We start from the raw sequence: 21,288 nt of genomic DNA, 5'->3' as shown, positions 1-21,288 counted from the left end.
TTGCTGACGTGGCGCTGACTTAGCGCAGTTGAGAATAGCTGACCGGCAGCCAGTCGTAGCCCTTGCCGTCCGCGCGCAGGTGGCCCAGACCGGGGAACGACAAGTGTGCCGCGCCCACCAGCGTGCCGTCCTTGGCGAGCGCCTGGAACACCTTGGCGCGCGATGCGGCGGCGGACTTGGCGTCGCTGTCAAATCCGATGGTCACTTCCGGATGCGCCAGTTGCACCGCCGCGACGTGGATCAGGTCACCGACCAGTACCAGCTTCTTGCCCTTGCTCTCGAAGGTGTAGATGGTGTGGCCCGGCGTGTGGCCGTAGCTCGCGGTGGCGCGCACGCCCGGGGCCAGCTCGGTGTCGCCGCTGAACGGTTTCAGGTGCTGGGCGGCGGCGTAGGGCGTCAGCGAGGCCATGGCGCCCTGGAAGAAGCCCTTGCCGTCGGCCGGCGCCTGGTCCATATTGGCCTGACTGAGCCAGAAGTCGGTGTCGCGCTGGTCGGCGCGGACGATGGCGTTCGGGAACACCAGTTGGCTGTTGACAGCAAGGCCGCCGACGTGATCGGGATGCAGGTGGGTGATGAGGATCTCGTCGATCTGTTCCGGCTGGTAGCCGGAGGCCTTGATGTTGGCCGCCAGCTTGCCCAGCGTCGGGCCGAACAGGCTGCCGGCGCCGGTATCGACCAGAATCAGCTTGCCGCCGGTGTTGATCAGGAAGGCATTGACCGATGCTTCGGTCGGCAGCGACTGGTAGTTGCGCGCCAGCGCTTTTTGGGTGGCGGCGGCCGGCTGCTTGAGCAGCTTGTCGAATGGCAGGTCGATGGTGCCGTCGCTGAGGGCGGTCACTTCAAAGTCACCCAGCATCACGCGGTAGAAGCCCGGCGCGTTGTTGCCGGCCAGCGGCGCGGCGGCAAAGGCGGAAGTGGCGGTGGCCAACGCCAGCGCCAGTGTGGCAGAGACAGGTGTGAATTTCATGTGCTTGGTCCTTAATTCATTGATGGAGAGAAGTATGCATCTTTGCAAAAAATGGCACAATATGGGAAAAGGCAAAAGCAATTTGCTATTTACGCAAAGATGGAGGTAGGATGATCGACGCATTAAAATGTTTCGTCACCGTCGTTGAATTAGGCAGTTTGTCGAAGGCTGCTGTCCAGCTCGAAATGGCCGTGTCTTCCGTCTCCCGGAAGATAGATGCGCTGGAGCAGGAATTGGGCGCGCGCCTGTTGTTGCGCAGCTCGCGCCAAGTGGTGGTGACCGACGCCGGCGAACGGTTTCTGCCGCGCGCCCGCAATGTGCTGGCCGAGCTGGCCGAGGGCAGGAGCGCGGTGCAGGAGCTGGATACCGAACCGCGCGGCCTGCTGACGGTGTCGGCGCCGGCCGCTTTTGGCCGTCTGCATGTGGCGCCGGCGATCGCCTCTTTCCTGCAGCGTCACCCGTTGATCGAGATCGACCTGCACGTCAGCGATGAGGTGGTGGATCTGTCCGCGCGCCGCGTCGATGTGGCGGTGCGCGCCGGCGTGCTGCCGGCCAGCGATCTGGTGGCGACATACCTGTCAGGCATGAACCGCGTGGTCAGCGCCAGTCCGGCCTATCTGGCGCGGCACGGTTGGCCCAAGTCGCCGGAAGACCTGCTGCAGCATCAGTGTTTGACGGTGAACGGCCGCGTGCCGCCACGCGGCTGGTGGCGCTTCAAGGGCGTGAACGATTACCAGCCGTTGCCGGTGAAGGGGAATTTGCGTTGCGACGATACGGATTCGCTGCTGCACGCGGCGATTGCCGGCGCGGGCATCGTGCATCTGGCGAACTGGCTGGCCAGCGACGCGATTGTGTCCGGCCAACTGGTGCCGGTGTTCCCGATGCTGCCGATCGCGCGTGATGACGCCCGGCGCCGCGATCCGAACGAACCGGCGATCCATGCGGTGCACATGCCCGGGCGCTCAAACCAGGGCAAGGCACAGCTGTTGATACGGCATTTGAAGGAGTATTTCGGCAGTCCCGCGTACTGGGACCTGGCGATGGAGAGAGTCGGGGCGGAGCGGCAGCGCCGCCCTTAAAGCTGCGGCGATTTAATCCCAGTCGCCACCGCCGCCGCTATCGCCGCCACCGCCACCGCCGTCATCCCAGCCGCCGCCGCTGACGCCGAAGTCGTTGCCGCCCATGTCGTCGCGGCGCAGCAGTTCATCGCGCGAGGATGGATCGTCGTAGACGATGTCGTTGCGTGGCTGATCCGCGTTGGCCGCGTTGGCCTCGTTATGGTTGCCGGTGAACTGGCGCGCCAGTGCCTCCGCCGCCACAAAGCCTGCACCCACGGCCGCGCCGGTGGCCAGGCCGCCCATGATGCGCGAGCCCATGCCGGGTTGCTGAGGGTAGCCCGGCTGACCGTAGCCCTGCTGCTGCGGATAACCCTGTTGACCCCAGCCTGGCTGGTTGACGCCTTGCTGCGGCACGCCGCCCGGCGCGTAGCCCGGCTGCCCGCCCGGATTGAAGCCGGCCGGATTGTACGGATTATTCATGGCCTGCTGCTCCTGGCGGCGTTGCATGAAGCGCGTCGCCAGCCAGATAAAGCCGGCCAGACCCAGACCGATGATCAGTATTCCGCCGAAGGAAAAGCCTTTGCTTTCAGGCTCCCTGGCGTAGCCGCCGCTGTTGTAGCCATTGCTGTTGGCGTTGCGGGCCGGCTGGGCGTAAGTCTTCGCGCCTTTGTCCAGCAGCGTGCGCAGCTTGGCAATGGCTTCCGGTTTCACCTTCGGCAGGCCGGGCGACAGTTGCTCGGCCTTGGCCAGCGATGCGCGGGCCGCGTCAAACTGGCCTTGCTTGGCTTGCAACTCCGCCTGGACAAAATAGGCGGTGCCGCTTTTCGGGTGCGCCGCGATTACTTGATCGAGCATGCCCTGCGCCTCGGTGTATTTGCCGGCGCTGGCTGCCGCGTAGACCTCCTGGACGGTGGGCTCGGCGGCAAAAACCGGCGCGGCAAAGGCCAGGGCGCTTGCCAGCAAAGTGATACGTGCGATAGATTGAGCCGTCATGTCATACCTCCTAGTGAAGACAGGCTAGAGATGATACTAGTTTACGCCATTTTCAAGGCAATGAAAGTTAGCCAAGACTTAAGTGCGTGCGGTAGCGCACCTGGTGGAGGGACTGGCACGCGCTGTAACGGCATCGCGGCCGGCGGCGATGGCGCTGGCGACCATGTCGGCCGTTGCGGCGCTCAAGGTCCAGCCGAGATGTCCGTGGCCGGTGTTGTAGTAGACGCCTGGCGCTTTGCCCGGGCCCACGCGCGGCATCAGGTCCGGCGTCATGGGGCGCAGCCCGGCCCACGGCGTGATCGCGCGGGTGCAAACGTCGGGGAAGTTCTGCTGTACCCATGCGGTCAGCGGGGCGATGCGGTCGGCGCGGATGTCGCGGTTATGGCCGTGGAATTCAGCGGTGCCGGCGATCCGCAGGCGGTGGTCGCCCAGGCGGCTGCACACCAGTTTAACCGTGTCGTCAACCAGGCTCACTTGCGGCGCGGCGGCCTGGCTGGCCGCGTCGTCCAGCTGTATTGTCACCGAATATCCTTTGACCGGATAGCAATTGACCTCGTCGCCGAGTTGCGCCGCGAAGGCGCGGCTGGCGACACCGGCGCAGATCACCACTGCGTCATAGCGCTGGGTGTCGGCGCCATTGTCGCGCAGCACCGTCACATCGACGCCATGCTGGCTGGCGCTGAGCTGCACCACATGCTGGTTGTAATGGATCTGCGCACCGAGGCGTTGCGCCGCTTGCGCCAGGCCGGTGGTGAATTTGTGGATATCGCCGCTGCTGTCGCTGTCGGTGTAATGGCCGCCGTAGTAGGTGCCGCGCAGGGAAGGCTCGATCGAGCGCATTTCGTCCGGCGTCACCTGGCGGCGCCGCACGCCGCCGCGCTCCAGCAGTTTGCTGACCGCCACCGCGTGCTCGAACTCCGTACGGTCCCGATGCAGATGCAGTACGCCTTGCCGGCGCAAGTCGAATTGAATGTTTTCCTCTTCGGCCCAGCGGAATACATGCTCGCGCGCCGCCACCGCCATGCGGGCCAGCGCAATCGTGTTGTCGTGATAGCGCTCCATGGCGCCGATGAATTCAGTGAACCACGACAGCTTGTGCCAGGTGGGATGCAGATGCACCAGCAGCGGCGCGTCGCGGCGCAGCAGCCAGTGCAAGGCCTTGCGGATGGTCGAGCGGTGGTTCCACACCTCCGCATTGGATGCCGACAACTGGCCGCCGTTGGCATACGAGGTTTCCATCGCCGCGTAGCGATGACGTTCCAGCAGGGTGACGGCGAAGCCGCGCTTGGCGAGGGCGTAAGCGGTCGTCACGCCGGTGACGCCGCCGCCGATGATGGCGATGGTTTTCATGATGTGGATAACAAGCTTACAAGAAAACCATCTGCCGTCAAACGAATTTTTACGTCCGCTGTTGTTTCGCGATGTAGCGATCAATAACGCTTGGCAGCACGGTCAGCGGTACGCCGCAGCTTTGCACCAGCGCGTCGTTGAAGCCGGGCAGGTCGAATTTGCCGCCCAGCGCCTGTTTCGCGCGCTCGCGCTGGCGCAGGATTTCGTTGTGGCCCATCTTGTAGCCGCAGGCCTGACCCGGCGATACCGTGTAGCGGTCGATTTCGCTGGTCATGGCTTGCTGGCCGCGACCCGTGTTATCGACCAGGAAGCGGATCGCCTGCTCGCGCGTCCAGTTCATCGCGTGCATGCCGGTGTCCACGACCAGGCGGCAGGCGCGGAATTGCTGCGCCTGGAGATAGCCGATCTGGCTGAACGGATCGTTGGCGTACAGGCCGAATTCATCGACCAGTTGTTCCGCATACAGCGCCCAGCCCTCGACGAAGGCGTTGAAACCGATCAGCGAAGAGATCAGCGGCAGTTCGCCGTGGTGTTCGGCCAGGTAAGCGCCTTGCCAGGCGTGGCCCGGCAAGCCTTCGTGCGCGGTCAGCGTGGCGATTTCCGACTTGGGCCACAGCGTGGTCGACTTCAGGTTGATGTAGTAGATGGCCGGGCGCGAGCCATCCAGCGAGGCAAAGTTCATATAGCCCAGTGGCGCGCCGGCCTCGATATCGACCGGCACGCGCTTGATTTGAAGCGGCACTTTCAGGTCCAGGTGCGAGATCTGTGGCATCAGCTTGCGCACGGCGGCCACGCGGTCGTTGCAATAGGCGATCAGTTCCTCGCGGCCCTTGTCGTTGTCGGCGTAGAAGCGCGCCGGGTCCTTCGACAAGGCCAGCAGGCGCTGGCCCACGGTGCCGTTGGTGATGCCCTGTTTTTTCAGGATGGCGTCGATGCGCGATTGCAGTTGCTTGTTCTGTTCCAGGCCGATGGCGTGGATTTCCCTGGCGCCGTGGGTGGTCGAGGTGCCGAGGCGCAGCGCCCACGCGTAGTAGGCCACGCCGTCCGGCAGGCGGTGCACGCCGGCCACGCTGGTGGCTTTGGCGGCGGCCTTGCCGAAGGTGTCGATCTGCCGTTCCAGCGCGGGATAGACCGAATCTTCCACCAGTTTCAGGGCGCGCGCATGCCAGTCACCGGCGATGTTCTGTTTTTGCGTGCGCGCGGTGATCGAGGCCACCAGCTTTTGCTCGGCGGCGGGCGTTTTGCGGAAGTCGCGCAACTGGCCCAGCGCGGTCTTGCAGATGAAGTCCGGTGGCATGATGCCCTTGGCGGCTTGTTCGGCGATGCGCGCGGTTTCCTGATCCAGTACGTTCGCCAGGCTTGCCAGCCGTGCGATATAGGCCTCGGCGTCGGCGGCGTTGGCGATCTGGTGCTGCGCGTCGAGGAATTCCGGAATGCGGGTGATGGCGCCGTCCTGCTGCGTGACGGGGAATGGCGCGGTGCCGCCAAAGAAGCCGCTGGCGGCGCCGCCGAACGGGAAGCGCAAGCCTTGCTTGCCCGATTCGGCGGCATAGGCGATGGTGTCGTAGCGGGTTTGCGCATCGGCGCTGAGCGTCTTGCGGTCGATGGCGCGCAGCCGGGTGTCGATGGATTTGACTTCCTCTGCCCATTGGGCGTCGCCGGCCGGCGACAGGTCTTCCAGCCGTGATTTCAGCGCGGCCCGTGGTCCCTTGTCCAGTCCCAGTCCGGTGGCGCTGGTGGGCGACAGCTTCAGAACTTCTTCCGCGATGTCGGCCAGCAGCTTGTTAAAGGCGGCGTCGGCGTCGTTGGCCCAGGCCAGGTTGGGCATGGCGCCGGCGGCGGTGGCGGAGAGTGCGGCTAGCAGGAAATCGCGGCGGGAATGGGAATCGGTCATGGCATCCTTCGGTGAGTAAGTAAGGCATCAGCGCGATGCTGACCTTAGCTTGCACTGTGACGCGATGTCAATGGCATTTAGCTATCACCGCTGAAGCGCTGGCGGAAGCTTGGCGCGCCCGATTGAGGGTTGACGGTTTTTTTACGGCTGTGTTATGTTTGTTTTTTCTTAACGGTGATGCGTTCATCATCCGGGCTTTGAAATGAAGCAGCTCAAGTTCAAGATTTTCGGTTCCTGCATCGCCGTCACCGGCGCGCCGGGTGCGTGGCAGGCGTTTTACTTCGGCGCCGAAGGCAAGCGCCGCGCGGCGGACTTCATCATTCCCGGCGACGTGGCCGAGGCGGACCTGTGCGATTACCTGGCCGACCTGCTGCACGAAAACGCCACGCCGCGCAATAACGCAGCGGTACAACTGGAATGAAGCATGACGCTAAAGACCTATCACGGTAGCTGCCATTGCGGCGCCGTCACCTTTGACGCGGACATTGATCTCGGCCAGGGTACGTTGCGCTGCAACTGCTCCATCTGCGTCAAGGCCCGCTTCTGGCCGGCGATTGTCAAACCCGAAGCCTTCCGCCTGAAGTCGGGCGAGGGCGAACTGACGCTCTATCAATTCCTTAGCAAGCGTGACAAGCACCTGTTCTGTCGCCACTGCGGCGTGCGGGCATTCGGCATCGGCCAGTCGCCGCGCTGGGGCGAATTTTACGCGGTCAACGTCACCTGCCTGGACGACGTCAGCGAAGCGGAACTCGCGGCCGCGCCCATCACCTACCTGGACGGCAAGAACGACAACTGGGATACGCCGCCACAAGAAACCCGGTACCTCTGACAATGGCTGAGATTCGCGTCACCACTGAAAACGACTGGCAGGCGCTGAGGCACGTGCGTCTGGCCGCCTTGCTCGATGCGCCAACCGCCTTCGGCGTCACGCACGCCTCCGCAGCCGCCTACACCGAGCAGGCATGGCGCGACCGCGCCGCAGGCCGTGGTCCGGCGCGCTACCTCTTGGCGTTTGACGGTGATGAAGTAGTTGGCATCGTCGCCCACGTGCCCGGCGCAAGCCAGGATCTCTACCTGATCGCCATGTGGGTCGCACCATCGCAGCGCGGCAAAGCTATCGCCACGCGCCTGGTCGACGCGGTGAAAGCCTATGCAGCCTTAAACGGCCACCACCGCGTGCTGCTTGACGTTTCCCCACAAAACATCCGGGCCTCAGCCTTCTACCAGAAACAAGGCTTCACCTTCTTACCACAGTGGGAAGCGCTCGAAAGTCATCCCCACATTCAAGTGCAGAAAATGGCCTGGACGGTGGCTCAGTCTCAGGGCTGACGAAGATTCCTCTGATCTTATCCATCATCACTGCGCTTTTTCCCATTCCAGGTGAACCACCTTGTAGCCTTTGTGCTTGAGAACCTTAAGTAGGGTTGGCAGGGCTTTGGCGGTTGGTCCGTTCGCATCGTGCATCAGGATGATGCCGCGTCCGGCCTTGTCGAGGCTTTGGTTCAGACGTTGGGCCAGGATTTCGGTGGTGTCCTCGGGTATCCAGTCGTTGATGGCCATGTCGATCGAGGCGACGGTGATGTTGGCTTGCTTGAGCGCCGCCAGCATGATGGGCGTCTCTTCGAGGAAGGGGAAGCGGTAGGCCGGTGTCTCAACGCCGAAGACGGCTTTGTAGGCGGCGCGGCTGAGGGCCAGGTCATCCAGCTGCTGTTCCGGGCTGAGGGTGGGCAGGTGCGGGTGGGTGTCGCTGTGGATGCCGGCGGAGTGGCCTTCGCTGACCACGCGGCGCGCCAGATCGGGCGACTGGCGCAGGTTCCGGCCTTCCATGAAGAAGGTAGCCCTGGCACATTGGTCGGCCAGCGCTTTCAGCACCAGCGGCGTGTTTTCCGGCGACGGCCCGTCGTCGAAGGTCAGCACGACTTCCTTGTCGCCCAGTGGCAGGGCGCTGTGCTGCTGGGTGCCGTAGGCCGCGCCTTCGCGTTTGAGGACGATGGTGCGTTCGGTGTTCAGCTTGTCCGGGCCGCAGTCGGCGGCGGTGGCGGTGCCGGCGATGGCCGCCAGCAGCAAGGCGAGAATCTTCATGCGTTGTTGTCTCCGATGTAAAGGTGGCCGGTCAGGCCCGGAACCGGCAGGATCAGCGATATGGCTTGGCCGGGCAGGTCACCTTGCCATTCGCTGAGTTGTTGTGCATGGCATTTTAGCGCGGCCTCGCGCCGTGTCCACGCTTGTGTGAACGCGGCCGGGCGCTCGGCTGCTGGCGTGGCTTGCAGTGCCGCAGTGATGACGGGACCGAGGTAGTCGCTGGCGACCGTTTGCCAGTCGGGGATGTCCTGCACACGCTGGATGTCGGCGCCGATGCGGCCTTGCAGGTTGATGGCGGCCAGCGAGTAGCGGTCGTCGTGGCTGAGTGAGATGCCGATGACAGTTGGCGCGCCCGTCAGCACGACGGATGGCGCCTCGCCAGGCCGGGAGACGATGCCGATGTCGTCGAGCGGTACGCGCAGCACGGCGGCCAGGGCTTCGCGCGCGGCGAGGCGAAGCTGGCGGCGGGCGTCGTCACGATGCGGCCCGCCGTCGGTGTGGATCAAAATCGCGAACAAGCCACCCTGCGGCGCCGACACGGGACCGGGCCACATATGGACGGCCAGCGATTTCATTTGCTGGCCGGAGCGGCAGGGCAGCCGGCCCAGTTGCCGTTGGCGGGGATGGTTTCGCCTTTCATCACCAGCGTCAGCGCGCCGAGGCGGGCGTTGTCGCCGACGCTGGCGCTGTAAAGCACCGAGGCACGCGGCCCCATATAGACTTTTTTTCCGATGATCACATGGTCGATCTTCATCACGCGGTCTTCGAACAGGTGGGTCTGCGGGCAAGTCAGCGCATTCAGCTCGCTGTTGTCGCCGATATGCACGCAATCGAACTCGGTGATGTCGGTGGTGTCCATGTAGACGCCCTTACCGATGCGCGCGCCGAGGCAGTTGAACGCCAGCGGCAGCCACGGCGTGCCGCGCAGGTAGCGCAGGAAGTTCGGCACGGCGATGCCTTCGTACAGATTGGTCACCGCTTCGGAAAGCCACACAAAAGGCGTCCACATTGGCTCCGATTGTTTGCGATAGCGCCCGATCAGCAGCCATTTGAGCAGCACCACGAACACGTAATTACCCACGCCGTAGGCCAGGCCGGCCAGCGCCATGTCCCAAATCACCTCACCCCAGCGGCCGGCGCCGGCGGCCGGCATCACCGCCAGCACCAGCGTGTAGCCGACCGCGATCACCAGCGCGTGCGGCGCGACGATGCGGAACGCTTCGATCAGGCCGCGCCCGAGGCGACGCAGCGGCGACGGATGGAAGGTCAGCCACTCCGGATAGCCGCTGGTCTGCTCGCGCGCCGGCAGGTTGATCGGCGGGGAACCGAGCCAGGTGTCGCCACTGTTCATCTGCGCGTTGTGCGGCGCGCGCGAGTGCACGCCGATCAGCACATGCTCGGGCAGCGTGGTACCGTCCGGGATGTAGGCGCCGTTGCCGACGAAGCTGCGGTGCGAGATCACGGTGGGCTGCATGGTCATCCAGCCGCCGTCGATTTCCTCGTCGCCCAGCATGACGGCATCGGCGATGAAGGTTTCGTCGCCCAGCGTCAGCATGTCCGGCACCACGCCCAGCGCGGTGGAGATTTCGGCGTCCTTGCCGACCTTGGCGCCGAGCAGCCGATACCAGTACGGCGCGAACACGGTGGCGTAGATGCCATGCAGGACGTTCAGGCTCGATTCCTGGATCTGGCTGACCAGCCATTTGGCGCAGTAGGTGTTGCTGTGGACCGCGTAGCGGCCCGGTTTCAATCGTGGTAGCGCGGCCCAGCGGATGCCGGCCGACAGCAGCGCGGTCAGGATGATCAGTACCGCACTGGCCGGGAAGGCCAGCACGAAGTAGCGCAGCAGCTGGATGCGCATGTCGTCGCTCTGCAGCCAAGGCATCCAGCCGGTGTCGTCGAACCAGTCGATCAGCACGAAGCTGGGGAAGACCGGCATGAAGAACAGCGTGACGATCAACAGGATGCCAAGCACGAAGAACGCACCTTCCGCCATGCGCCGGGCGACGCCAACCAGCGGACGTGGCGGCAGTCTGCTGGTGTCGAAGGCGCCGGCATCGCGCGCCGGCGAGCCGGACCAGACACGGCCCGCCGGCACCACGCCGCCATCGCCCAGCGCGGACTGGCCTTCGAGGTGGCCCAGCGTTTCGATGCGGGTATTGCCTTCCATGATGGCGAAAGAGCTGATGCAGGCATCCTTTTCCAGCACGATCAGGCCGAGGTGCAGCTGGCCGCGTTCGACGCGGGCGTTTTCAAAGTTGACGGCGTTGCCGATGCTGACGTGATCCGCGATGTGCAGCAGGTCCGGCGCGCGCAGCGTCATGGAGCCGATGATGACGTCCTTGCCAACCTTGGCGCCGAGCGCGCGCAGCCACCAGGTGTTGAGCGAGGAGCCGCTGAGCAGATAGGCCGGCGCCGATTCGACCAGGCGGTCGGCCAGCCACCAGCGGTAGTAGGTCACGCCCCACAGCGGATAGGTGCCGGCCTTGAGGCGGCCGGCGATCAGCCATTTGCCGACGATGGCGATGCCAAATTCGCCGACGGTGGCCAGCAGGAATACGCCAACCGAGGCGGCGATGGCGCGGGCGATCGAGTCGCCCGGATCGCCGGTGAAGAAGTGATACGTGAAGAAGGGGGCCAGCCATTGCGCCATGCGCAGCGTGACCAGCGGCGGCATGGCCGCCGCCTGGGCGATGCCGCAGATCCAGCGCTTCAGGCGCGATGGCGGCGTCCAGTCCTGTTCTTCTTTGCCTGCGTTGGGAGTGGCGGCCAGCACCTCGGCGATTTTGCCGATCTGCCGCTGCTGGTATATGTCGCGCACGGTGATGTGGGCGTAGCGCGGGTCGGCACGCAGCGACGAGGCCAGACGGGCGGCGAAGAAGGAGTGGCCGCCAAGATCGCTGAAGAAATCGGCGCTGCGCACGATGGGCTGGCCGGGGAACAGGCTGGCCAGCGCTGCGAACAGCGCTTCCTCGGCCGGCGTTTCGGGCAGGTCGGAGTCCTCGGCGCCGCCAGCCGCCGGTGCGCTCAAGGGAGTGGCCTTCAGCGTTTTGCGGTCGATTTTGCCGGAGGTCAGGCGCGGCATGGCGTCCAGCATTTCGTAGCGGCTGGGGACCATGTAGGGCGGCAGTTTTTCGGCCAGGGCGCCGCGCAGCGCGCGCGGGTCGAGCGTGACGTTGCTGTCCGCGACCAGATAGGCGACCAGCTGGTCGATGCCGTCGTCCTTGCGCAGCAGGACGGCGACGGTGCCCACGCCCGGCTGCTGCGCGAGCAGGGCTTCGATTTCGCCCAGTTCGACGCGGAAGCCGCGAATCTTCACCTGGTCGTCGGCGCGGCCAAGACAGGTCACTTCGCCGTCCGGGCCAATGCGCGCCAGGTCGCCGGTGCGGTACAGGCGCGTATCGCGCGGGCCGGTGGACCAGGGATTGGGCAGGAATTTTTCGGCCGTCAGGTCGGGGCGGCCAAGATAGCCAGCCGCCAGACCGGGACCGGTGATGCATAGTTCGCCCACTTCGCCGTGCGGCAGCAGGCGCAGGACAGGGCTGCCGGCGGCGGTGTCGCCGGGCGCGGGATCGGTGTTGGCGTCGATGATCAGCAGGCCGTAGTTGGGCAGCGGACGGCCGATGGTGACCGGCTGGCCGGGTTGCAAACGCGCCAGGCTGGCCGAGACGGTGGCTTCGGTCGGGCCGTAGGTATTGAACATCTGTCGATCGTCGCGCGACCAGCGCGTGACCAGCGATTCCGGACAGGCTTCGCCGCCGAGGTTAATCAGCCGCAGGCTGGGCACCTCCTGATTGAACAGCGCGAGCAGCGTGGGCACCGCGTGCAGCACGGTGACGTGGTTCTGCTCCAGCATGCGCGGCAAGGTCTCCGGATCGCCGCTGATTTCCTTGGGGCCGAGCCACAGCGTGGCGCCGACCAGATAGGAAATCCAGATTTCCTCGAACGACATGTCGAAGGCGACCGAGAAACCCTGATAGACCTTGTCGGCGCCGGTCACGCCCAGCACCTCGTTTTCGCTGCGCAGGAAGTGGCAGATGCTGCGCTGGGTGATCAGGATGCCTTTCGGCTTGCCGGTCGAGCCGGAGGTATAGATCACGTAGGCCGGAACATCCGGCGAGACGGCGCCACGGCGGGCCAGCGTTTCATCGGGGGACGGCGCGGCCAGCAGGGCTTCGGCGGTCCACACCGGGCGGCCGGACACCGCAAACTCGCCCAGCGCGGTCAGCCGCGGCGCAAAGGCGGCGCAGGTCAGCACGCCGGCGCCGGCGGCGTCGTCCAGACAGACTTGCAGACGCTCGACCGGCGTGTCCTCATCCACCGGCAGCCAGGCGGCGCCGGCCTTGGCGATGCCCGCCTGCAGCACCAGCAGCGGGATGCCGCGCGGCAGCCACAAACCGACGATCTGCCCCGGTCCCACGCCGGCCGCGATCAGCCGCGCCGCCACCAGATCGGCCTGCGCGTTGAGCTCGCGGTAGGTCAGCGCATGGTCGCCGGACATCAGCGCAATCTGGTCCGGCACGCGGGCGGCCGTCGCTTCCAGCAGATCGGCCAGGATTTCTTCCCGCAGCAGGTGCTCCTGCCACGGGCCAAAAAGAACGTCGGAAGGGGGGATTGCAGGCTGGGTCATGCGGAAACTTTTATCGGTATCAGAGCATCATTGTACGGTACGGCAGATGGTTCCCCTAGAGGAAGAATGCAAGTTCTGCTTACAGCCTTTACAATAGGAAATACGAGCAAAAACTGAAGGAGCCGCATGTCTTCCACCCGCCCATTCATCGCCCCGATGCAGTTTGATGACGCCCAGGCCGCCTTCGATCAGGTGCAAGCGATTTACGACGCCAACATCGCCTACCTGCGCGACGCCATGAGGCGCTTTGTCGCCGGCGAAGACATCGGCGAGCATGTGCGCGCTTGCTATCCCTTCGTCCGCGTGCATACCGACACCGTGGCCCGTGCCGATTCGCGTCTGGCCTTCGGTTTTGTCGCCGGTCCCGGCACCTACGAAACCACGCTGACCCGGCCCGAGCTGTTCGCCCGCTACTATCTGCAGCAATTCAAGCTGCTGCTGAAGAACCACGGCAGCCACCACGTCAAGCTGGAAGTGGGCGTCAGCGCGCAGCCGATTCCGATTCACTTCTCGTTCGCCGAGCACGAGCACATCGAGGGCAGCATGACCGCCGAGCGCCGCCTGCTGATGCGTGACGTGTTCGACCTGCCCAATCTGGCGGCCATGGACGACGGCATCGCCAACGGCACCCACGAGCCGCCGATGGGCGAGGCGCAGCCGCTGTCGCTGTTCACGGCGCCGCGCGTCGATTATTCGCTGCAGCGCCTGCGCCACTACACCGGCACCTCGTGCGAGCATTTCCAGAAGTTTGTCCTGTTCACCAACTACCAGTTCTATATCGACGAATTCATCCAGCTCGGTCACGAGTTGATGGCCAGTCCCGCCGATGAGGCCGGTCACGACTACATCGCCTTCGTCGAGCCGGGCAACCTGGTGAAGCGGCGCGTCGGGCAGGCGGTGGCGCCGGGCGACGCCCATGGCGCGCCGCCGCCGCGCATGCCGCAGATGCCCGGTTATCACCTGATCCGCGCCGACGGCACCGGCATTTCGATGGTCAACATCGGCGTCGGCCCGGCCAACGCCAAGACCATCACCGACCACATCGCGGTGCTGCGTCCGCACGCCTGGCTGATGCTGGGCCATTGCGCCGGCCTGCGCAACACCCAGGAGCTGGGCGATTATGTGCTGGCCCACGGCTATGTGCGTGAAGACCATGTGCTGGACGAGGATTTGCCGCTGTGGGTGCCGATTCCGCCGCTGGCTGAGGTGCAGGTGGCGATCGAGGCCGCCGTGGCCGAGGTCACCCAGCTGACCGGCCATGACCTGAAGCGCGTGATGCGCACCGGCACCGTCGCCAGCACCGACAACCGCAACTGGGAGCTGATGCCGCAGCGCACGCCCGAGCGCCGTTTCAGCCAGAGCAGGGCGATCGCGCTGGATATGGAAAGCGCAACCATTGCGGCCAATGGCTTCCGCTTCCGCGTGCCCTACGGCACCTTGTTGTGTGTGAGCGATAAGCCGATGCACGGCGAAATCAAGCTGCCCGGCATGGCCAACCAGTTTTATCGCGACCGCGTTGACCAGCATTTACGCATCGGCATCCGCGCGATGGAGCTGTTGCGCGCGCTCGGCGTGGACAAACTGCACAGCCGCAAGTTGCGCAGTTTTACCGAGGTGGCGTTCCAGTAAAAAGGCCGAGCAATCGCGGGCGCCAGGTCAGCGTGAAGGCCACGGCGATGGCGCCCGCCGTCAGCAACCCACCCCACAGCAGGGCGCCGAAGCCGGGGCCGTCGCGCCACAGACACGCGGCCAGAGACAGCGCCAGCAGCGCGGCGCCGCCGTAGCGCAGCCGGCGACGGCGTGGTGCGTGGCGGGCCGTGTCGCCGCCCGCGCGCTCCCAATAATCCGGCATGGCCAGCGCGATGCAGGCGAAGCCGCCATAGCTGGCGGCGCAGGCCAGTAGCAACAGCGCCGCGCTCACGAGACGCTTTCCAACGCCATTCCGGCCCGTGGCGCGGGTGTCGGCTTGCGCATGCGCAGGGCTGCCCACCCGGCCAGCGCGGCGACGATCAGCAGCATCAAGTCCATGCCGGCCACCGGCCACATGCCGTTTGCCAAGGCACGCGGCAGATGGTCGCCGGTGGTGAGCGCGTTCAGCGCCACGCAGATTGCCGCGCCGGCGCATACGGTCCATGTCTGGTCGCGCCATGCGGCGCGGCCACGCAGCCAGGCGTGGATCAGGCAGGCCAGCCATGTCATGAAGAATGCCCACATTTCCAGCGTCGCGCGGTCGGCGCCGGCCAGGCTGGCGTGCGGCGGCAGCAACCGGTTGGCCGCAAACAGGGCCAGCGTGGCGATCAGGATGCCGCTCACGCCGCCGACGGCGATGCCTTCGACCACGCGCACGCCGGCCAGCCCGCGTTTGGCGTGCCGCGCGCGCCGTGACTCCAGCCAGAACAGAAAGCCGGTGGCGATCAGCACGCAGCCGCTCAGGCCGGCCAGGAAGTACAGCCAGCGCAGCGGCCAGTGCTCGAACTGGATGAAGTGCATGCCGGAGATGAAGCGCTGGGCCGACATGACCGGCCCGGCGCTGAAGCGGTTCAGGATCTCGCCGCTGGCGGCGTCGAAATAGATCTGGTCCAGGTTCATGGTGACGTCATTTGCATAGGAGCGCCGCAGCTCGACGTAGCTGTTGGCGTCGCCGGGATGCCACACGCGCACGAAGTAGGGGCGTCCGCCGGCCCATTCCCTTTCCGCGCGCGCGGCCATGGCGTCCAGCGAGGCCAGCGTGCCGGGCGCCTTGGCCTTGGCGCGGGAGAATTTGCCGTAGGCCTCGGCGCTGAAGGCGGCCTTGCCTTCCTTGCCGCCGCCGAACACGCTGGAATGCGCCTGCGGATAGTAAATCGTGATGAAGATGATCAGGCCGGACAGCGTGATCAGGAAATGAAACGGCAGTCCCAGCACGCCGGTCAGATTATGCAGGTCGAGGCTGCCGCGCTGTAGCGACTTCTGTGGCCGGAAGGTGAAAAACTGGATAAAGATCTTTTTGTGGATGAGGACGCCGGACACCAGCAACACCAGCATCGCCATGCCGGCCAGGCCAACGATCCATTTGCCGAGATCGTTCCATTTAAGGTGCAGGCCGTAATGGAACGGGAAGATGAAGCCGCTGGCGCCCAAGGTGCCCGGCTCCGGCAGGAAGGCCAGGCTTGTTGGGTCCAGCAGGCGCACCGGCGCCTCGTCGGCGCCAGCCTTGTAGGTGAAGCGCAGCACCGGCACCCGCGCGGTCGGCAGGTCGATTCGCCACTGCGTCGCCTTGGCCGGCACGGCCGGCGCCACCGCCGCCGCGATGCGGTCGAGTGACAGTGGCTGCTGCCGCACCTGCGGCGGCAGGCGGGTGTCGGGCATCATCCAGCGGTCGATTTCACGGTCGAACACGCTCAGCGTCCCCATCCAGAATATCGCGAACAGGACGCCGCCCAGCGCCACGCCGACCCAGGTGTGCAACCACCCCAGCGCGGCGCGATAGCCCCATAACAGCACCGTCAGGCAGATGACAAAGCCGCACATGGCGCCCAGTACCACCGCTTCCGGACGGGCCAGCCCGGCCCAGGCGAGGGCGGCGCCGAGGCCGCCGACCGCCAGCGCGGACAGCAGATAGGCGCCGGGCACGGCGGCAAGTAGTGGCAACAGGCGTGGCGTCGGCTTGCGTTGCATGGCGGTTTTCCGGTCAGAACTTCAGCGCATAACCCAGCGTGATGGTGCGGCCGCGACCGGCGAAGTAGCGAGTCGGCTCGACCAGCGCGCTTTGCGAGTAGTAGGTGATGTAGTTCTGGTCGAACAGGTTGGATACGCCGATCCGCAGCGCGCCGTGGCGCAGCTTGTAGCTGGCGGTGGCGTCGGCCAGCGTGTAGCCGCTGAAGCGCTTGGCCGGGTCGTCGAAATTCTGGCTGAATGCTTGCTGCACCTGGATGAAGGACGACAGCTTGTCGTTCCAGTCGGCGTTCCAGTTGGCGATCACGCGGTTCGGCGCGACATTCAGGCCGTCGAGGCGGGCATCGAGGCTGCCATCGCCGTTGCTGTCGTAGCGGCCCTTGGTGTAGGCGTAGGCGAGGCCGGCGCGCTGCGCCTTGCTGAAGCGGTAGGTGGCGCTGGCGTCGTAGCCTTCCAGCCGGGTTTTCTCGCGCGCCATGGAAAACAGGCCGTTGACCGACACCACGCGCGTGCCGAAATCGGAATCCGAACGGTAGTAGGCGGCGTCCAGCTCCCAGGCGCCCTTGCGCACGCGGGTGCCCAGTTCAACGCCCTTGGTCAGGATCGGTTCCAGCGCGCGCAGGCTGGAGATGCTTTGGCCGGGCGTGTTGATCGAGCGCAGCGTGCGGCCGATGTCGGGCAGGCCGAAGCCTTCCGAATAGCTGGTGTAGACGGTGACGTCGCGCACCGGCGTCAGCACCAGACCTGCATTCAGCAGGGTTTCGTTGAACTTGATCTTGCCGCCCTGGACCAGGGTGTTGTTGTAGGCCGCCAGCGTGCGGTAAGTGTCCACTTTGAGATCGGCGTTTTCGCGGCGCACGCCGGCGTGCAGCGTCAGCTTGTCGAGTAGCTGGTATTCGCCCTGGACGAACAGCGACAGATTGCTGTACTTTGACTCCGGCACGAAGGTGCGGCCGGTGCCATACATATCCTGTTTGCCCTGGTCGAACAGCGTGTCGAAACCAGCGGTCAGTTTCAGTCGGCCGTCCAGCAGGCCGGTCTTGGTCAGTCCGACCTTGCTGCCATACTTGGAGGCGACCGCGCGCGACTGGTCGAACAGCGTGCCGCGCGGCGCGATGCGCACATCCTGGAAGGTGGCCGAATTGTCGGCGCCGAACAGGCCGACGAACTCCTGGTTGAACACCATGGCCGACAGCTCCATGCCGGCCAGGTCGTAGTGGTTGTAGCTGACGCTGGAGGTCCACACATCGTTCCACGCCGGCGTGCCGGGCGGCGTGCCCTCGCGCGAGGTGGACGGAATGTTCAGCTCGCGGTTGCCGGCCACGCCGACATAACCGGCCTTCGACTTGATGCGGTAACGGTTGACCGAGAACTGCAGCTTTTGCTTATCGTCCGGGCGGTAGCCCAGCTTGGCCAGCACATCGTAGCTGCGCGAATCCATCAGATCGCCCTGGGTGACATCGACGCCGATGGCGCGGCCCTTGCCGTCCAGATACAGGCCCTGGTCCTCGTAGCCGACGGCGAACAGGTAGTCCAGCTGGTCGAGACGGCCGTCGAGGCGGTAGTTGGTCTTGTAGTTCAGCGTGTCGCCATCCACATGCGTGGTGGGGGCGGTCACCTGCACGTCGATGTTCTGGTTCAGCGTGCCTTTTTCCGGACGGCGCGTGATGATGTTGATGGTGCCGCCGGTGGCGCCCAGGCCGTTGACCGCGTTCGGCCCCTGGATGATTTCGATGCGGTCGACCATCGCGTAATCGATGGTGTGCGCCTCGCGGCCGGTCGGGCGTACCGGATTCGATTGCGGCACGCCGTCGATCAGAATCAGCGGCGTGCGGCCGCGCAGCGTCTCGCCGGAACCGTTCATCTTGCCGCGGCTGGGCGTGTAGGAGGGCAGGATATTGCTCAGCACGTCGGAAGAATTGCTGGACAGGGTCAGCTGGCGGGCGATGTCGTCCCGCTTGATCACCACCGCCGTTTGCGGCGCCTTCTCCACCTCGATGTTCGAGCGCGACGCCGAAATCACCACCGTGTCGCCGGCATCGTCCTGCGCCAGCGCCGGTGCAAGAAAGGCCAGCAGCAGGGCGGCAACGAGAGGACGGTATGTCAACGATGGGGACTGAGGCAACGGCACGGAGGACTCCTGCTTTGAATGAGAATGTTTATCATTATCATTCGTGGAAAAGGCGATTGTCAACAATGCAGTTCCATGCCGGCGGGGCAGATCGAAAGCGCGCAAGGGCATGATGTTGGTTTATCATGCACCCACCCCGAGTGGGAAGAGCAGAGCATGCCGCTGGCCGGCAAGCCGACGAAAGCACACCGTCACCCCCGCGCAGGCGGGAGCCCATAGAACATCGGCGCGGCGGCCGACGCGGAATCAGACGCCGCCGGCCGCCACGTCATTAGAAAGCCTGACCATGCAAGCAACGATTACCCAATCCCCGTTCGGCACGCTGCCGGACGGCCGCGAAGCCACCCTTTACACCCTGACCAACGCCAACGGCATGATCGCCAGGATCAGCGACCTCGGCGGGGTGATCGCCGAGCTGCATGTGCCGGACCGCGACGGTGTGCTGACCGACGTCTGCCACGGCTTCGACAATGTCACCCCCTACATGGGCGACTCGCATTACTTCGGCGCGCTGATCGGCCGCTACGGCAACCGCATCGCCAATGGCCGCTTCACGCTCGACGGCATCGCATATCAGCTGGACGTCAACAATGGCGTCAACCACCTGCACGGTGGTGCCGACGGCTTCCACCGCCGCCTGTGGACCACCGAAACCTTCAATACGCCGAAGTCGGTGGGCCTGATCCTGACCTATGTGAGCCCGGACGGCGAGCAGGGCTTCCCAGGCACCGCCGAGGTGACGGTGATCTACGAACTGCGCAACGACAATGAATTGCGCATCGCCTTCCATGCCATCGCCGACAAGGCGACACCGATGAACCTGACCAACCACGCCTACTTCAACCTGGCCGGCGAGGGCGATATCCTGGGGCACCAACTGACCATCTTCGGCGACGCCTACACGCCGGTCGACAGCGGCCTGATTCCGGTTGGCGCACCAGTCAACGTGGCGGGCACGCCGTTCGACTTCCGCACGCCGCACGCGATCGGCGAACGGATCGATCAACAAGATCAGCAACTGGCCTACGGCGCCGGCTACGATCACAACTTCGTCCTGACGAAAAAGCAAGCTGGCGCGCTGGAATTGGCGGCGCGCGTGGTCGATCCATCGTCCGGCCGCGTGTTGGAAGTACTGACGCAGGAGCCGGGCATCCAGTTCTACAGCGGCAACTTCCTGCACGACGGCGTGAGCGGAAAAGGGCGCACCTACGGCCACCGCAGCGCCCTCTGCCTTGAACCGCAGCATTTCCCGGACTCGCCGAACCGCCCGGACTTCCCATCGACGATCCTGCGTCCGAACGAAGAGTATTCCACGGTGATGGCGTACCGCTTCAGCTGCGTGGGCGATGATTTGACTTGAGACCAAGCTGTTGGACGCGTGGAGTTTTGAAGGGCTGCTATCGGCCTGGAAGCGGACCTTCGAAGACTGGCATTTTCAAATACTACTTTCTCAATAAATTGTATGCGAATCAAATTTTTCGTCTTGTCCTTCGCATTAATGTTTTCACTCACCGGTTGTATCAGCTTTCACCTCAATGATAATGATGTGATGATGCCCGATAGGCTAAGTGGCTACCAAGTGAAGAAACCGTTTGATAATGACGAGCTAACAAAGCGTCTTCCATTAGCCAAGCTGGAGATAGAGTCAGTTACGGTTTCGCCGGAAATTTCTCTTGGAGGTCTGAGCATCCTGCAAGATCAAGCTCAGATTTCTGTATTATTTTTTCCTGGTGGGGGAGATCATGTCGATAATGCGGCGAAAACTATCGCCAGCACGATAGGAAAATGTGCCATCAATATTAGCCTCTACGATTATCGTGGCTTTGGCCGCAGCACGGGTGAGCATACGATGGACCGCATGAAAGAAGATGCATTGCGCCTCTATGACGACCTACGGGCAAAAACCAAAGGGAGCCTGATTGTGCATGGCTATTCTATGGGCAGCTTTATGGCAGCGCATGTCGCGCAATATCGGCAACCGGATGGGCTCATACTTCAAGCGACGGCAAATACAATGAGCGCCGTCATCGATACCAGAATTCCCGCATGGATCAGAACCTTCATACGAATCGACCTTGCCGACGATTTGCGGGCAATTGATAATGTAAATGCAGTGTCGCACTATGCTGGAAAGAGTTTTGTAATCGCCGGAGAACTTGATACTCAAACACCACCGGCGTTGGGACGTTTAGTGTTTGACGCAATTGACAGTAAAGACAAGCGCTTTTTACTGGTGAAGGACGGTTCACATAGCAATTTGCTGCAGTCGGAAGAGGTGAAATCCGCCTATTGTAGTTTTATTGAAAAAATTCTGATGAAAAACTCCGTTGATACTGCGCGCAGCCCAAGCCATCTTGTATTTTAGGCCAATAAAAGACACATTAACTCTTTCTGCAAAACTACTGGGGGCCTCGAAAAACCGGCCCGGCCGTGGCATGATGTCAGCGCATCAACCTTGACGACTCTGCCATGATGAAACCCAACCTTTTTGCTGCGCAGGAGCGCGAAGCCAAGCTGACGAAGCTGGGC

General features: G+C 64.1%; 17 protein-coding genes. 7 read left to right on the top strand and 10 right to left on the bottom strand.

The annotated features are described in order from the left end of the window. Positions 1-19: 19 nt before the first annotated feature. Positions 20-967, bottom strand: coding sequence for an MBL fold metallo-hydrolase (locus GTP44_RS11890; protein WP_161019599.1), 948 nt, complete (start codon positions 965-967; stop codon positions 20-22). A gap of 110 nt (positions 968-1,077) precedes the next feature. On the opposite strand from GTP44_RS11890, the gene GTP44_RS11885 reads away from it, so the two are divergent. Further along, the gene (locus tag GTP44_RS11885) at positions 1,078-2,046 is read left to right on the top strand and encodes a LysR family transcriptional regulator (RefSeq protein ID WP_161019598.1); all 969 of its coding nucleotides are present in this window, start codon (positions 1,078-1,080) and stop codon (positions 2,044-2,046) included. Positions 2,047-2,058: 12 nt separating this feature from the next. Here the strand turns inward: GTP44_RS11885 and GTP44_RS11880 are convergent, their stop codons facing one another. The 3 genes from GTP44_RS11880 to GTP44_RS11870 all read right to left on the bottom strand — a co-directional run bounded on the left by GTP44_RS11880 (position 2,059) and on the right by GTP44_RS11870 (position 6,262). Further along, the gene (locus GTP44_RS11880; RefSeq protein WP_161019597.1) at positions 2,059-3,018 is read right to left on the bottom strand and encodes a tetratricopeptide repeat protein; all 960 of its coding nucleotides are present in this window, start codon (positions 3,016-3,018) and stop codon (positions 2,059-2,061) included. Between the two features lie 78 nt (positions 3,019-3,096). Beyond that, positions 3,097-4,368 carry a D-amino acid dehydrogenase gene (locus tag GTP44_RS11875; RefSeq protein WP_161019596.1) on the bottom strand — a complete coding sequence of 424 codons (1,272 nt, stop codon included), beginning with the start codon at positions 4,366-4,368 and terminating at the stop codon, positions 3,097-3,099. A 49-nt stretch (positions 4,369-4,417) separates the two neighbouring features. Next, entirely contained in the window at positions 4,418-6,262 is a 1,845-nt protein-coding gene (locus tag GTP44_RS11870; protein WP_161019595.1) for a DUF885 domain-containing protein, read from the bottom strand. 202 nt (positions 6,263-6,464) lie between these two features. Here GTP44_RS11870 and GTP44_RS11865 point away from each other — a divergent pair, with 202 nt between their 5' ends. From GTP44_RS11865 to GTP44_RS11855, 3 genes are read left to right on the top strand one after another with little or no spacing between them, the layout of a single operon-like run. Continuing rightward, the gene (locus GTP44_RS11865; RefSeq protein WP_161019594.1) at positions 6,465-6,683 is read left to right on the top strand and encodes a DUF7661 family protein; all 219 of its coding nucleotides are present in this window, start codon (positions 6,465-6,467) and stop codon (positions 6,681-6,683) included. A gap of 3 nt (positions 6,684-6,686) precedes the next feature. After that, positions 6,687-7,091 (top strand): GFA family protein, encoded by a 405-nt coding sequence (locus GTP44_RS11860; protein WP_161019593.1) that lies wholly within the window; start codon positions 6,687-6,689, stop codon positions 7,089-7,091. 2 nt (positions 7,092-7,093) lie between these two features. Further along, positions 7,094-7,591, top strand: a complete 498-nt coding sequence (locus GTP44_RS11855; RefSeq protein WP_202424055.1) for a GNAT family N-acetyltransferase — start codon at positions 7,094-7,096, stop codon at positions 7,589-7,591. Between the two features lie 27 nt (positions 7,592-7,618). On the opposite strand, the gene GTP44_RS11850 is transcribed toward GTP44_RS11855, so the two are convergent. From GTP44_RS11850 to GTP44_RS11840, 3 genes are read right to left on the bottom strand one after another with little or no spacing between them, the layout of a single operon-like run. Beyond that, entirely contained in the window at positions 7,619-8,344 is a 726-nt protein-coding gene (locus GTP44_RS11850) for a polysaccharide deacetylase family protein (RefSeq protein WP_161019592.1), read from the bottom strand. Continuing rightward, positions 8,341-8,919 (bottom strand): 4'-phosphopantetheinyl transferase family protein, encoded by a 579-nt coding sequence (locus GTP44_RS11845; RefSeq protein ID WP_161019591.1) that lies wholly within the window; start codon positions 8,917-8,919, stop codon positions 8,341-8,343. The genes GTP44_RS11850 and GTP44_RS11845 overlap by 4 nt, the downstream gene beginning before the upstream one ends. Further along, positions 8,916-12,974, bottom strand: a complete 4,059-nt coding sequence (locus GTP44_RS11840) for a Pls/PosA family non-ribosomal peptide synthetase (RefSeq protein ID WP_161019590.1) — start codon at positions 12,972-12,974, stop codon at positions 8,916-8,918. Before GTP44_RS11840 ends, GTP44_RS11845 begins: the two co-directional genes overlap by 4 nt. Positions 12,975-13,100: 126 nt before the next feature. Here GTP44_RS11840 and GTP44_RS11835 point away from each other — a divergent pair, with 126 nt between their 5' ends. Next, complete coding sequence (locus tag GTP44_RS11835) at positions 13,101-14,603, top strand: AMP nucleosidase (RefSeq protein WP_161019589.1); 1,503 nt, start codon at positions 13,101-13,103, stop codon at positions 14,601-14,603. Here the strand turns inward: GTP44_RS11835 and GTP44_RS11830 are convergent. The 3 genes from GTP44_RS11830 to GTP44_RS11820 are packed head-to-tail and all read right to left on the bottom strand — an operon-like array spanning position 14,581 to position 18,759. Then, entirely contained in the window at positions 14,581-14,880 is a 300-nt protein-coding gene (locus tag GTP44_RS11830) for a DUF3325 domain-containing protein (protein ID WP_229256883.1), read from the bottom strand. The two genes, GTP44_RS11835 and GTP44_RS11830, sit on opposite strands and share 23 nt — an antisense overlap. 11 nt (positions 14,881-14,891) lie before the next feature. Continuing rightward, positions 14,892-16,631, bottom strand: coding sequence for a PepSY-associated TM helix domain-containing protein (locus tag GTP44_RS11825; protein WP_229256882.1), 1,740 nt, complete (start codon positions 16,629-16,631; stop codon positions 14,892-14,894). 13 nt (positions 16,632-16,644) lie between these two features. Further along, the gene (locus tag GTP44_RS11820; protein ID WP_371867207.1) at positions 16,645-18,759 is read right to left on the bottom strand and encodes a TonB-dependent receptor; all 2,115 of its coding nucleotides are present in this window, start codon (positions 18,757-18,759) and stop codon (positions 16,645-16,647) included. A gap of 286 nt (positions 18,760-19,045) precedes the next feature. Here GTP44_RS11820 and GTP44_RS11815 point away from each other — a divergent pair, with 286 nt between their 5' ends. Next, entirely contained in the window at positions 19,046-20,119 is a 1,074-nt protein-coding gene (locus GTP44_RS11815; RefSeq protein WP_161019587.1) for an aldose epimerase family protein, read from the top strand. A 102-nt stretch (positions 20,120-20,221) separates the two neighbouring features. Continuing rightward, complete coding sequence (locus tag GTP44_RS11810) at positions 20,222-21,124, top strand: alpha/beta hydrolase (protein ID WP_161019586.1); 903 nt, start codon at positions 20,222-20,224, stop codon at positions 21,122-21,124. Positions 21,125-21,288: the final 164 nt, after the last annotated feature.

The organism is Duganella lactea (assembly GCF_009857505.1).
Classification (GTDB): domain Bacteria; phylum Pseudomonadota; class Gammaproteobacteria; order Burkholderiales; family Burkholderiaceae_D; genus Rugamonas; species Rugamonas lactea.
The sequence above is the reverse complement of the archived record's forward strand: the minus strand, read 5'-3'. Positions and strand labels throughout refer to the sequence as shown.